Annotated in this window: 15 protein-coding genes; all 15 read left to right on the top strand. The window is 65.5% G+C overall.

Going from position 1 to position 13,209, the window contains the following annotated elements; all coding sequences use genetic code 11:
• Window positions 1-23 precede the first annotated feature (23 nt).
• The 15 genes from HTA01S_RS24775 to HTA01S_RS15165 all read left to right on the top strand — a co-directional run bounded on the left by HTA01S_RS24775 (window position 24) and on the right by HTA01S_RS15165 (window position 13,155).
• A complete protein-coding gene (locus HTA01S_RS24775) occupies window positions 24-3,209 on the top strand; it encodes an RNA-directed DNA polymerase (protein WP_169804783.1) in 3,186 nt (1,061 codons plus the stop codon).
• Window positions 3,206-4,162, top strand: a complete 957-nt coding sequence (locus tag HTA01S_RS24770; RefSeq protein ID WP_084236136.1) for a carbon-nitrogen hydrolase family protein — start codon at window positions 3,206-3,208, stop codon at window positions 4,160-4,162. Before HTA01S_RS24775 ends, HTA01S_RS24770 begins: the two co-directional genes overlap by 4 nt.
• A 381-nt stretch (window positions 4,163-4,543) precedes the next feature.
• Entirely contained in the window at window positions 4,544-6,163 is a 1,620-nt protein-coding gene (gene nifB, locus HTA01S_RS15225; protein ID WP_407656114.1) for a nitrogenase cofactor biosynthesis protein NifB, read from the top strand.
• 40 nt (window positions 6,164-6,203) lie between these two features.
• Entirely contained in the window at window positions 6,204-6,398 is a 195-nt protein-coding gene (locus tag HTA01S_RS15220) for a 4Fe-4S dicluster domain-containing protein (protein ID WP_068173353.1), read from the top strand.
• 26 nt (window positions 6,399-6,424) lie between these two features.
• Window positions 6,425-6,826, top strand: coding sequence for a HesB/IscA family protein (locus HTA01S_RS15215; protein ID WP_068173517.1), 402 nt, complete (start codon window positions 6,425-6,427; stop codon window positions 6,824-6,826).
• A gap of 28 nt (window positions 6,827-6,854) precedes the next feature.
• Window positions 6,855-7,430, top strand: a complete 576-nt coding sequence (locus HTA01S_RS15210) for a tetratricopeptide repeat protein (protein ID WP_068173351.1) — start codon at window positions 6,855-6,857, stop codon at window positions 7,428-7,430.
• Entirely contained in the window at window positions 7,427-8,257 is an 831-nt protein-coding gene (locus tag HTA01S_RS15205; protein WP_068173349.1) for a 4Fe4S-binding leucine-rich repeat protein, read from the top strand. The genes HTA01S_RS15210 and HTA01S_RS15205 overlap by 4 nt, the downstream gene beginning before the upstream one ends.
• The gene (locus HTA01S_RS15200) at window positions 8,250-8,630 is read left to right on the top strand and encodes a nitrogen fixation protein NifZ (protein WP_068173347.1); all 381 of its coding nucleotides are present in this window, start codon (window positions 8,250-8,252) and stop codon (window positions 8,628-8,630) included. Before HTA01S_RS15205 ends, HTA01S_RS15200 begins: the two co-directional genes overlap by 8 nt.
• Window positions 8,627-8,905, top strand: a complete 279-nt coding sequence (locus HTA01S_RS15195; protein ID WP_068173345.1) for a nitrogen fixation protein NifZ — start codon at window positions 8,627-8,629, stop codon at window positions 8,903-8,905. Before HTA01S_RS15200 ends, HTA01S_RS15195 begins: the two co-directional genes overlap by 4 nt.
• The gene (locus tag HTA01S_RS15190) at window positions 8,902-9,291 is read left to right on the top strand and encodes a DUF3024 domain-containing protein (protein WP_068173344.1); all 390 of its coding nucleotides are present in this window, start codon (window positions 8,902-8,904) and stop codon (window positions 9,289-9,291) included. Before HTA01S_RS15195 ends, HTA01S_RS15190 begins: the two co-directional genes overlap by 4 nt.
• On the top strand, window positions 9,288-10,448 hold the full coding sequence (locus HTA01S_RS15185; RefSeq protein ID WP_068173341.1) for a cysteine desulfurase family protein: 1,161 nt from the start codon (window positions 9,288-9,290) through the stop codon (window positions 10,446-10,448). The genes HTA01S_RS15190 and HTA01S_RS15185 overlap by 4 nt, the downstream gene beginning before the upstream one ends.
• Before the next feature lie 63 nt (window positions 10,449-10,511).
• A complete protein-coding gene (gene nifT, locus HTA01S_RS15180; protein WP_068173340.1) occupies window positions 10,512-10,736 on the top strand; it encodes a putative nitrogen fixation protein NifT in 225 nt (74 codons plus the stop codon).
• A gap of 2 nt (window positions 10,737-10,738) precedes the next feature.
• Window positions 10,739-10,999, top strand: a complete 261-nt coding sequence (locus HTA01S_RS15175) for a hypothetical protein (protein WP_068173338.1) — start codon at window positions 10,739-10,741, stop codon at window positions 10,997-10,999.
• A gap of 105 nt (window positions 11,000-11,104) precedes the next feature.
• Window positions 11,105-12,268 (top strand): DegT/DnrJ/EryC1/StrS family aminotransferase, encoded by a 1,164-nt coding sequence (locus HTA01S_RS15170; RefSeq protein ID WP_068173337.1) that lies wholly within the window; start codon window positions 11,105-11,107, stop codon window positions 12,266-12,268.
• Between the two features lie 41 nt (window positions 12,269-12,309).
• Window positions 12,310-13,155, top strand: a complete 846-nt coding sequence (locus tag HTA01S_RS15165; protein WP_068173334.1) for an SIR2 family NAD-dependent protein deacylase — start codon at window positions 12,310-12,312, stop codon at window positions 13,153-13,155.
• Window positions 13,156-13,209 lie beyond the last annotated feature (54 nt).

The raw sequence follows: 13,209 nt of genomic DNA, 5'->3' as shown, positions 1-13,209 counted from the left end.
GTCAGGTGTGCGACCAACTGAACATGCGCTGGGCATGGGAGAAAGTGAAGCGAGCTTCTGTCCCTGGCGACGTTTGGATAGACGAGGCGGAGCTTGCTGCGTTTGAAGTTCACTTGGGCCGCGAACTTCAGCGCCTTGCTGACGATCTACGCTCTAGAAAATTCCGAATTTCGCCGATTCGGCCGATGGCTTTTCCAAAGAACCCTGATGGAGAGGGGAATCCTAGGGTTCGTCAGTACTTCCACTTTGCGGTCAGGGATCAGGTCGCCTGGGTGGCAGTCGTAAACGTACTTGGGCACTTCGTCGACGAGCGCATGCCTGTTTGGAGCTACGGCAACCGACTCTTCCGGCCTGCATGGATTGAAGAAGACGATCTCGGCAAAAAGTTAAGGAAGATCGGCCCATACAGGCACTCCTCCGGCCGAATCTACAGGCCGTTTCAGCAGGCTTGGCCGCTGTTTAGGCGGCATGTGGCGTTGGCGGTTTCGGCCGCGGCGCACGGTCATGAACAGATCGACAACCTAGATGACGATGAACGCGAGGAGCTTGACCTTCAGCGTCGCATGCACAAGGCGGACAGCTGTCCATTCGTTCTCGCCGACTATTGGACTTCCTTGCCAACTGACGCAAACAAGAGCGACATCTACTGGGCATCGGTAGATCTCGAGAAGTTCTACCCGTCCATTTCTCTCGTGGCTTGCGTTGATGCAATTTCTCAGTCCGTCCCGGCCGAGCTGCGCCCTGAAGTTCAACGGCTTTTGAAGACGCTGACACAGCTTCCATTGGATCTCGAGGGTTGGACAGATACTGAACTCAAGCACATAGAACTTGACGAGTCTAGGAAGACCTTCCGCAGAATTCCCACTGGACTCATGGTGTCAGGGTTTCTCGCAAATGCAGCCCTCTTGCAGGTTGACCAAGAAGTACAGAAATCGCTCCCAATCGGACGCGTCGCGCATTTCCGCTATGTCGACGACCATGTGATCTTGGCCAAGACGTTTGAGGAGCTAGTGAAATGGATCGACCACTACAAGAGCGTGATCGAAAGGCTAGGCTCTGGCGCCAGCATCAACCCGGCCAAAACAGAACCGAAAGCGCTAGGGGACTTTCTAGGAACAATCGATGCAAGCAAACGCTTTGCCGGGTCGGAGCAGTGGAATCGAGCAAAGGACGAGTGCCGCCTCGATCCTGAATTCCCAACTCCATTGATGACAAAGACGATTGCGCTTGTTTCGGCAATCGGCAGGACGGATTTCACGACGCTTGAAGATAACGAACTCTCAATTCTGTCCCAGCAGCTAGAACATCTATTGCTCGTAGATGTTCCTGAAGCAGAGATGCCAGGGCGCACACGTTTGGCGTTCGCGGCGACCCGCCTTGCCCGGGTCGCCGAAGCTAGGCTCGCGTCACCGGAAACACTCGACATTCGACACGGCGGCGCTGGGCGAAGCCGAGTGGCCGGGAGGCAAACAAAGGGCCACAACGGCGAAGACTCTTCACTCGATCCAATCGCGAGTCTTACTGGGATCAACGACACCCAGATTCACGCCCGACTTGCCGGCATCGCTGACAGAGTATTTGGATTGGTTAGAAAAGTCCTGCACGAACGGCCTGATCGCGTCCGCCTGTGGACCCATGCGCTGACGATTGCGCGCCGCCTAGGCGCCACGGGACTAGAACTTTTCTTCGATGACATCGATCGCTACGGGCGCGACCCGGTCAATCGACTGGCGGCCAGCTACATACTCGGCAATTCGTACTCTGTGCTCGCTGCAGAAACCGTGCGGGCTGCACAGTTGCTTGTCGACACCAATGCTGCAGGCTGGCGCAGAGCCGCCGCACTGCGATCTCTGCGGGATATTGCAAGGCTCACCAATCGAGGCGTACCCGCAGCAGACCGATGGTTTGTACAGAAGAGCCTGAATCAGTTCTTCGTCGGTGTGTACTGCGCCACCGTTCTGCTAGAAAAGTCCCCAGGCTCTTTGCAACTCTTGGGGCAAAGGCTGAGTCAAGCATTTGTCGACAAGGGCCGTGCGTTGCTAAGTGACGATGACGTAGCGCCAGATTTGCGCGTTGCTCTAGCTTGGTGGGGATGCAAGTTCGACCTTCGCAAGCCGGTTCGTCGAGCGTCCGACCTGATTCTTCACCTGGGAACACTCGTCGATGGCCTACCCGAGTCCGATGATCTTTGGACTTTCTTCCCGGCGGATGCGCCAATCGCGCCATTAGTGCGGATCGCGTCAGCAACTAGGCCCATTCAAGCGAATCAAGAAGGGTGGTGGTTTGATGCCTTGATGGATCGTATCGATCAGCCGGACTTTCAGCACGTGACGGCTATTTCAACGGCAGCGTCTCGAGTTCGGAAATCATTATTTGGATCTGAGACGGGAAAACTGCTGCCGTTGCCAGTCTGGGCGAAAAAAATATGGGGGAGCAACGACCCGGGAATTAAAAAGGAATGGCGACTCGGCGAGTGGACGTGCCTAGAGATCGTTAGACAAGCGGCGCTGTTGCTATCGACCACCGCCGAGACGCTGGATCAGGACTATCTTCAACGCGCATCGCGAAAAGACAATGATGCGCGCTCCAACTGTGCGCATCCGCTCAATTTCGCACTGCCGAGCCATCTCATCGATACGCCAGCAGTCTCTTGGCAAGAGTGGAAGCAGAAGTTGCGCGATGCTGGCAGTGGAGTCCTACGACAAGTTCCCCAGCGGCGTCAGATCTATGACCGACGATATGCCCCGCTCGTTGTGAGCGACATAGCATCCGCGCAGAATCCAATTCGCGGTCTTGGCCTTTGTCTCTTTGCCTTGCTTTCGCGCTCCTTCCTCTTGCCAGTACAGTGGAACGGGCTGGGACACGAAAGCATGCTCAGGCATCTCCCGCAACTCCTGCGGGATGAGATCACCTATTCTTCGGCAACTCTTGGGATTCTCGAAGCGTGTCTTAAACCTCGTGCAGTCGAGAATATATTCGCTAGCCTACACCAAGCATGGAGCTCGAAATTCGACGATGACACTGAGCACGATCCAGTAAGCCTCGTCGATGCGGCCGATTTGGCGCGCATTATTTCAATCGCCCAGAACGAACTTGAAGGAAATCAAATATCGACTTTCAATCAGCAGTCCCGGCAGGTCACTCCCGTCAATCTCATGCACCTCACCGATGTTGATTGGAAAGGCTACTTTGAAATGGGCCCGGCATGAACCGTGAGAATCCAACACTTGTTGATGCGCTTACCCTTGGCGTAATTCAGACAACCTTAGATGCCAAGCTTGCCTGGAGTTCCGCTAGCGACGAGCCAAAAATCTCGGCAGCCGAGGACAGCCGTGCGTGGCACGAAATTCGGAGAGCAATGAGGGCATTGGCCGATCACGACGATCAGCCGCGCATCATTCTCCTCCCGGAGCTATCACTTCCAAGAACGCGACTAGACGACTTCGAGCAGCTAGTGTGTTCAATGAATGCGATAGCGATCGTTGGCGTCGACTACCGTCTGAACCATCTGACGAAATCTGCGAAAAACGAAGGCCTTGTCATCGTTCCAAGGAATTTCTGGAAGCGCAGGCCATCGCGCTACGCAGCTAGAGTCTGGTTCGGCAAACGGGACCCCGCGCCAGCTGAGGCGGCAGGCTTCAAAAAGTACACACCGCCGTGGACTTTCGAGGCCGATCCCAACGTCTACGTCTTCGATGCAGGACCCTATGGGCGCATCGGAGTCAGCATTTGCTATGACTTCATGGATATTGAGCGCGCGCTCCTCTATCGTGGGCGCGTTCACCATTTGTTTGTCATTGCCTATAACCGTGACGTAAAGCTCTTTGAGTCGCTGGCCGTATCTCTTTCAAGGACGGTCTTCTGCAACGTGGTGGTTTGCAATACCGGACACTTTGGTGGCTCGTTGGTGGTCACCCCTTACTGGGAAGCGTTCAGGCGCATTGGATACTCGGTCGATGGAGGACAGCTGTTCACCGCTCAGTGTGTTCCTCTTCGAGTACGCGATCTCGATGCGGCCATTCACGGTTCTGATACCAAGCCAGACGCCACGTATAAGCATTTGCCGCCAGGCTTCACGGCTAGCATCGCCACCACTTCTGTGGCCACGGAAGGACCATCGCCAGTGACAATTCCATTGTTCAATGAGACAGAGGGGCGATAGCCACATGCTCGGGTGCCATCGCTAACCCCCACCGGCAAGCCAACAGGTCCTTGCGGGCAAGCGTCGACAGCTGCCATGAGAGTCGAGGTTGAACGACCGCTTCCAGGAGGCGAATTCAGCCGGACGTACGACCGCAGCCGCTGTACTCCGGTCATTCACGGCACCGATGCCCTCAGCCACGCTGAGTCGCTCCCGTCCTCCCAGCCATCCCCCGCGCTTTGTCGCAACCCCGACGCCCCGCCAACAAAACCACCTCCGTTGTCCCATTCCCGACAACCGACAAAACCATCAAGCCATTGATCTGAAACGCTTTTTTCGGTGGCACGAAATTCGCTGAAGACCTGCCAAGCGGCCGTTGTTGGTTGCACGAAAGGGGTCTTCATGTCGACAGCCTTGAGCAGTGGTGGCAGTGCAGCGCCCGGCGCCATGCCCGCCAAGACGTATGTGTCCATTGGTTCGATCAAGCCGCTGGGCGCCAAGCTCAATGTGCCCGAGGCCGGTGGCGGCTGTGGCACTGCGGGCGGTGAAGGCAAGGCCAGTTGTGGTTCGTCCGACGGCCCCGACGACATGCCCCAGGAGATCTGGGACAAGGTCAAGAACCACCCCTGTTATTCCGAAGAAGCCCACCACCACTACGCGCGCATGCACGTGGCCGTGGCGCCGGCCTGCAACATCCAGTGCAACTACTGCAACCGCAAATACGACTGCTCGAATGAATCGCGCCCCGGCGTGGTGAGCCAGAAGCTCACGCCGGAGCAGGCTGTCAAGAAGGTGGTCGCGGTCGCGAGCGAGATTCCGCAGATGACGGTGCTCGGCATCGCCGGCCCGGGCGATGCGCTGGCCAACCCGGCCAAGACCTTCGAGACCTTCCGCATGCTCCAGGAGCAGGCGCCCGACATCAAGCTCTGCCTGTCCACCAACGGCCTGGCGCTGCCGGACTACGTGGACGAGATCTGCAAATACAACGTGGACCACGTCACCATCACCATCAACATGGTGGACCCGGCCGTGGGCGAGAAGATCTACCCCTGGATCTTCTGGAACCACAAGCGCGTGACCGGCTACGAGGCCGCGAAGGTATTGCACGAGCGCCAGATGCTCGGCCTGGAAATGCTCACCGCGCGCGGCGTGCTCACCAAGATCAACTCGGTGCTGATCCCCGGCATCAACGACGAGCACCTGATGGAGGTGAACCGCGAGGTGAAGAAGCGCGGCGCCTTCCTGCACAACATCATGCCGCTGATCTCCGAGGCCGAACACGGCACGGTGTTCGGCCTGACCGGCCAGCGCGGCCCGACCGCCTCCGAGCTGAAAGCCGTGCAGGACGCCTGCATGGGCGGCGCCAACCTCATGCGCCACTGCCGCCAGTGCCGTGCCGACGCGGTGGGCCTGCTGGGCGAAGACCGCTCGGAAGAGTTCACGCTCGACAAGCTGGAGCAGATGGACGTGGTCTACGACCTGGACAAGCGCAAGAGCTACCAGGACAAGGTCGAGGTCGAGCGCCAGGCGCAGCAGGCCGCCAAACACGAAGCCCTGGCCGCAGCGGCCAACGCCGTCGGTGTGGACGACAACATGAAGGTGCTGGTCGCGGTCGCTACCAAGGGCGGCGGCCGGGTCAACGAACACTTCGGCCACGTCACCGAATTCCAGGTGTTTGAGGTCTCGGCCGCGCAGGCCCTGTTCGTCGGCCACCGCCGGGTGGACCTGTATTGCCAGGGCGGTTTTGGCGACGACGAACAGCTGCCCTCGGTGGTCAAGGCCATCAACGACTGCCACGCCGTGCTGGTCGCCAAGATTGGCGCCTGCCCGCGCGACGAGTTGCTGGCCGCCGGCGTCGAGCCGGTGGACCAGTACGTCGGCGAGTTCATCGAAAAAGCCGCGCTCGACTGGTTCAACGACTACCGCGGCCGCATCGCCAGCGGTGCCATCACGCACCAGCAGCGCGGCGACGCGCAGATCCGCCAGGGCGCTTTCACCGGCGGCCTGGCCGAAGCCGCCTGACCCTCGTTTTCCCACGACGTTTCCCAGAAGGAGAGCCACCATGCCCATGAAGATCATCGCGTCCACCTGCACCGCCTGCTCGGCCTGCGAACCCGAGTGCCCGAACGTCGCGATCCGCGAAAAAGGCGGCACCTACGTCATCGACCCCAAGAAGTGCACCGACTGCGTGGGCCACTTCGACGAGCCGCAGTGCGTCGCGGTCTGCCCGGTCGACGGCTGCATCGTGAAGGCGTGACCCCCATCCTCACCGAGACCACCACCATGCTGCCCAACATCGTTCTCAAGCCCGCCGCGGTCAAGTTCATTTCGCGCATCGTGCGCTTCTCCGGCTTACCGGCGGGCGCGGGTTTTCGTCTGGCGGTCAGCCCGGGGGGCTGCTCGGGCTACAGCTCGGAATTCAGCGCCGAGGCCGCGCCTGGCCCGGGTGAGCAGGTGCTGGAGATCGAAGGCCTGCGCCTGTTCCTGGGGGCCGAGAGCCGGCTGCTGCTCGAAGGCGTGACCATCGATTTCGCCGACACACCCACCCAGTCGGGCCTCACGTTCATCAACCCGAACCAGGCCGCTTGTGGCTGCAGCAGCGCCGAGTCCGCCGCGCCCCCCGGCGTGACCAAGATCGAGATCGGCGCCATCGGCCGCGGCCGGCCCGCCACGCTGGCGTCCTGAGTTCAGCGCCCACCACGGGAACCGGGCCATGGACGACGCCGCCAACCTGGGCTTTGACGACGCGGCTGCGGCGTTCGGCCTGGGTGCGATCGGCGCCGCGCTCAGCCCCGAGGTGGCCGCGCTGATCGCGCAGGCCGGCCTGCTGCGCGACCAGCCCGCGCAGGCCCTGGCGCTGCTGGAGCAGGCCCGCGCGGCCGCGCCACGCCACCCCGCGCCGCTGATCGCGCTCTACCGGTTCCATTTCTACGGCCACAACCTCGCCGCCGCACGCGACGCGGGCGAAGACGCGCTGGCCATCGCCCGCACCGCGCTGGGGCCAAACTTCGGCGATGCGCCCCCGAGCGACGATGCCGCGCGCCACGACGCGGCGGTGCGCTTCTATCTGTTCGCGCTCAAGGGCCTGGCTTATCTGCACATGCGCCTGGGCGCGATGGACGAGGCCCGCGCCCTGCTGGCCGAGCTGCGCCGCCTGGACCCGGCCGACCACGTGGGCGGTGCCCTGTTGTCGCATGTGCTGGCGCGCCACGAGCGGGGCGGCGAGGCGGGCGCGGGTGAATCACCCGGCGCGTACCCGGTGCGCGGCTGGAGCGGGGTCGGCCCATGAACACGCCGCTGGCCCAGCGCGCGCCCGCGGGCGACATCCCGCCGCAGCATTGGCAGGGCGGGGCTATCGACTGCGCCGCCTGCGCTTGCGCCCACTTGCGTGCGCTGCCCGGCGAGCAGGGCTGCGAGCCGGGCCACGCCTGCCTGCAAGACGTGTACGCCCGCCGCATCGACCGCTTTTTCCGCTGGCACCCTGCGCTGTCCGACGGGCAGCTCGGCCACCCGTACTTCGAGGTGCGGGCGATCGCCGCGCGCCGCGCCAGCGTGTTTCGCCTGCGCGCCCTGATCGACGACCCCGACGAAACCGTGCGGTTGCAGATCGCGCTGCGCCTGCCGCTGGAGCAACTGCCCCGGCTGGCCCGCGACCCGCACCGCGAGGTGCGCATCCGCGTGGCGCAGCGGCTCGCGCCCGCGGCGCTGGCGGCCCTGCGCGACGACCCCGACTACGGCGTGCGCGAACTCGTCGCGCTGCGCCTGCCGCTGGCCCTGCTGCCCACCATGGCGCGCGATGCCGACCGCGCCGTGCGCCTGCGGGTGGCGCAGCGGCTGGAGATGCCGGCGCTGCTGCAACTGCTGGACGACCCCACGCCCGAGGTGCGCCGCGTGGTGGCCGAGCGCCTGCCGGTGGCGCTGCTGCCGCGCCTGGCCCACGACCCCGACTGGCGCGTGCGCTGGGAGGTGGCCCAGCGCGCCGACCCGGCCACGCTGGCGGCGCTGTGCGACGACGAAGACCCCGAGGTGCGCCGCAGCGCGCGCGAGCGCCGCGCCGCCGCACCCGGCCCGCGAACCCTGCCCACAGCGGCACCCACGGGAGTGGCCCATGGCTGACATCAACCGCGACGACAACGAGATCGAACTGGCCGGCCCGCCGCGCTTCCGCTACGGCGAGCGGGTGGTGGCGCGCTCGGTGATCCGCAACGACGGCACCTACAACGGCCGGGACATCGGCGAGGTGCTGGTGCACAAGGGCGAGATCGGCTACGTCGTCAACATCAACACCTTCCTGCAGCAGTTCTATATCTACGCGGTGGACTTCGTCGAGTCCGGCCACCGCGTGGGCATGCGGGCCAAGGAGCTGTGCACGCTGGACAACCTGCCCGACGAGGTGCTGGCGCAGCTGGGCGACAAGGCCCAGGCGCTGAGCACGCTCGGATCGGCCCGGCCCTCTGCCGCCACCCCCACGTCCACGGAGGCCCCATGAACGGCATCGAACCCCGAACCCCGCTGTACGCCTGGGGCCAGCACGTGGTGGCGCTGGACGATCTGCTCAACGATGGTAGCCACCCCGAGCGCGCGGTCGACGCCCTGCTGGCGCCGCGCGGCGCGGTGGGCATGGTCGTCAACGTGGGCCATGCGACCGAGGTGAACGAGCCGGTCTACCTGGTCGAGTTCGACGGCTGCGTGGTCGGCTGCCTGGAACTCGAAATCGTGGCCACGCCCGACGGCTGGCGACCTGAGACGGACGAGGCCGCATGAAGCCCGAGCCCTGCGCCACCGAAGAACCGGCCGCCAGGGCCGGGGGGCGGGTGCGCGACCTGGTGCAGCATCGGCTGGAACGCGCGCTGCGCCAGCGCGTGCGCTACCGCTACGTGCGCCCGCGCGTGCTGCGCGAAGGCCAGGGCTTTCGCATCGAAAGCCCCTGCTGCTCGCGCAACGTGGACCCCGGCGGCGGCACCATCGACATCGCCTGGCTGGAGCCCTGCGAGGCACCGGCCGGGGCCGTGCCCGGGGCGGCGCCGGGCTGGCGGCTGTGCCAGCGCGACCACGCCAACGGCCGCTGGGTCGCCTGCGTCGAACACGCCTCGCTGGACGCGCTGATCGATCTGCTGTGCCTGGACCCAGAACGCAAATTCTGGCCATGATCTATTTCGACCACAACGCCACCACACCGCCCGCGCCCGCCGTGGTCGCGGCGATGCTGCCGGTGTTCGAGCAGCTCTGGGCCAACCCGTCTTCGCAGCACGGGCCGGGGCAGGGCGCCAAGCGGGCTTTGAGCGCCGCCCGCGCCAGCACCGCCCGCGCGCTGGGCTGCAAGGCACAGGAAGTGGTGTTCACCAGCGGCGCCACCGAGGCCAACCACATGGCCGTGCGCGGCCTGCTCGCCGCGGCGGGGCATGGGCGACGCCGCGTGCTGTTCAGCGCGGTTGAACACGCGGGCCACTTGCGGCTGGCGCGCGCGCTGGCCGAGGCCGGCGTGCCGGTGGGCTTTCTGCCGGTGTGCAGCGACGGCACGCTGGACACCACCGCCGCGGCCGGCCTGATCGGGCCCGACGTGGCCCTGGTCTCGCTCATGGCCGCCAACAACGAAACCGGGGTGTTGATGCCGGTGGCCGAGGTCGCCGCGCTGGCGCATGCCGCCGGCGCCGCGCTGCACGTGGACGCGACCCAGTTCATCGGCAAGCTGCCGTTTGACTTCGCCCGCTTCGGGGCCGACGCGGTGTCGCTCTCTGCCCACAAGTTCAACGGCCCGAAAGGCGTGGGCGCCTTGCTGCTGCGCCAGGGCCAGCCCTTCGTGCCGCAGACGCTGGGCAGCCAGGAGCGCGGCCGGCGCGGGGGCACCGAGAACCTGCCCGGCATCGTCGGCATGGCCGCCGCGCTGGAGTTGCTGGGCGGTGGGGACGACGTGGCCGCCGAGGCCGCGCGCCAGGCGGCGCTACGCGATGCGCTGGAGCGTGGCCTGTGCGCTCTTCCCGCCGTGCACGTGTGGGGCCAGGGCGCGCCGCGCCTGCCCGGCACCAGCTACCTGCGCTTCGGCCGCGTGTCCGCCGACGTGGTGCTCAACCGCCTGGAGCGCCTGGGCGTGGCCGCCTCGTCGGGCGCGGCCTGTTCGTCGGGCGGCTCCGAACCCTCGCATGTGCTCGGCGCCATGGGCGTGCCGCGCGACGAGGCGCTGGCCGCGGTGCGCCTCTCGCTGGGCCGCATGAGCCGTGCCGACGACGTGGCCCACCTGCTGAGCGCCTTGCCCCCTTTGCTGGAGCCCCTGCTGCGCGAGGAACACGCCGCGCTGGCCGGGGCATGACCGCCCGCTTTTCCCGACAAACGTCTGTTTCCCCACCCTGTGTTTTCCTGACTGGAGCGCCCCATGAAAGTGATGATCCGCAAAGATGCCAAAGGCGTGTTGAGCGCCTACGTGCCCAAGAAAGATCTGGAGGAGCCCATCGTCGCCATGGTCGAGCCCGGCATGTGGGGCGGGCTGGTCACGCTGGCCAACGGCTGGCAGCTCGACCTGCCGGCGATGCCCGAAGGCACCACCCTGCCCATCACCGTCGAAGCCCGGCGCCTGATGTCGTCGGTGTCGGAGGACTGAGCATGTCCATCCCACCCGACACCCTGCGCGCCGCCGGCGAGGTGATCGGCGCGGCGCCCTCGCTGCGCGACGCGGCCGCGATCTGGCGCGCCCGCCACCCCGACATGCGCGTGTTGCTGGTCGACGCGATGGACATGCGCGAAGAAACCCCGGCCCTCACGCTGGGCACACGCCGCGTCTACCTGGCCACCTCCAACGGCCATTGCTGGAGCGTCACCCAGCGGCCCGAAGACGCCACCGCGCTGATCCTCACCCAGAACTGAGCACATGGCCCCCACGCTTGTCACTTCGTGTACTGCGCTGCCCCCCGAGGGGGCTGTGCTTGCTTGGGGCGGCCCTGTGCCGCGCACGCTTTCAAGGACTTGAACATGGAAATCGAAGCCATCTCTCTTTACGAACCCGAATGCGGCGAGCGTGAGCTGCAGCTCGTCAACGCGGTGCTGCAGTCCACCCGCTGGGGCGACGGGCCGATGCTCGAATCCTTCGAACGCGCCTTCGCGGGCTGGGTCGGGCGGCGCCACGCTGTGGCCGTGGGCAGCGGCACGCTGGGCACCTGGATCGCACTGCGCGCGCTGGGCATCGGCCCGGGCGACGAAGTGGTCTGCGCCACCCACAGCTGGCACCAGGTGGCGCAGGCCATCACGCTCGCGGGCGCCACGCCGGTGTTCGCCGACATCAACTATTGGACCGGCAGCCTGAGCCCCGAGAAGGCCGCGCTCAAGATCACGCCCCAGACCCGCGCCATCCTCGCGGGCAACACCAACGGCCACCCGGCCGACTGGCGCGCACTGCGTGCGCTGGCCGACGCGCACGGCGTGGCGCTGATCGAAGACAGCAGCGAGGCCCTGGGCTCGCGCTACCTGGGTCAGACCGTGGGCACCTTTGGCGACGTGTCGGTGTTCGACTTCTCGCAACCCTCGGCCCTGTGCACCGGCGAGGGCGGCATGCTCGTGACCGACGACGACGCGCTGGTGCACGAACTGCGCTACCTGCGCCAGCGCCGCCTGAGCGACCGCCATTCCGTGTCGGTCGGCTCGCGGGTACCGCTGCAGGCCGGCATGAGCGAGCTCACCGCCGCGCTCGGCCTGGCCCAGCTCGCCGGGCTGGACGAGCGGCTCGCCGTGCGCAAGCAGGTCGAGGTCTGGTACCACCAACAGATGCAGAGCTTCGAGGGCGTGAAGCCGCCGTACCTGGCCGAAAACGTGGACGAGGTGCACTGGATGCTCTACGTGGTGCACCTGGGCAAACGCTTCACGGCCAGCGCACGCGCCCAGATGATCGACGACCTGCGCGCCGGCGGCATCGAGGCCGCGGCCTACAGCCACCCGCTGCACCAGCAGCACCACTACATGGAAGCCAGCGGCGCGATCGGCCACCAGCGCGGCCTGCTGCGCGACACCGACCGCATCGGCGACCGCGCGCTCGCGCTGCCACTGCACACCCAGATGGATGCCACCCAGGTGCAGTACATCGTGACCACCCTCAAGGACACCGCCACGAACGTGGGCGCAGGGGCCGCCATCTATTTGTGACCGCCACCGTTGCTTGTCATTGACCGAACCAAGGACCTTCCATGAACGACCTGATCCACGACATCGCCCGCCAGCTCGACGCGGGGGCCGTCATTCCCTACCTGGGGCCCGACATGTTGTCGTTGTGCCGCGACGTGCAGGTGCCGGCCACGCCGCTGGCGCTCGCGGCGATCATGACCAGCAAGGTCAGCGTGCCGCACAAGATCCGCCAGCGCCTGACGCAGGCGGCGCAGTTCATCGAGAACTTCAAGCACCGCAAGTCGGTGGTGCACCTGATGAACGAGGCCTTTGCCAGCGTGCCCGCGCCGTCCGCGCTGCACCTGGCGCTGGCCGGCAGCGGCGCGGGGCTGTGGGTGGACACCTGGTACGACGACACCTTCGCCGCCGCGCTGCGCCAGGCCCGCCCGGCCGGTGGCTGGGTGCAGGTGCAGGGCCTGTCGCAGTCCGAACACTTCGGCCAGTGGACCGGCGCCTACGACCCGGCCGGCGCGCCGCTGCCCGAGCCGCCCCCGCAGGGCGGGCCCTTGCTCTACAAGCCCATCGGCAGCCACGACCCGGCGGGCAACTACCTCGTCTCCGACAGCGACTACGTCGAGGTGCTCACCGAGATCGACATCCAGACCCCCATCCCCGCGGAGGTACAGCGCTGGCGCATCGGGCGCCACTTCCTGTTCCTCGGTTGCCGCTTCGACGACCAGCTCACCCGCAGCTTCGCGCGCCAGATCATGAAGCGCTCCAGCGACCAGCATTGGGCGGTGTTGCCCGAGCCGCCCACGCGCATGGAAGCGCGCTTCCTCGAAGAGCAGGGCATCACCCGCATCCCCATGGCGCTGGCCGACTTTTCGGCGGCGCTGATCGACGCCCTGCAGCCCGCGCTGGCTGCGTGAACCTTCTTCAGTTCCCCGTTTCCTTTCCCGTTCCCTTCCTACCCACAGCCTTGA

It is taken from the genome of Hydrogenophaga taeniospiralis CCUG 15921 (assembly GCF_001592305.1).
Classification (GTDB): Bacteria; Pseudomonadota; Gammaproteobacteria; order Burkholderiales; family Burkholderiaceae_C; genus Hydrogenophaga; species Hydrogenophaga taeniospiralis.
Note: the sequence above shows the minus strand (reverse complement) of the source record. Positions and strands in the feature narration are given on the sequence as shown.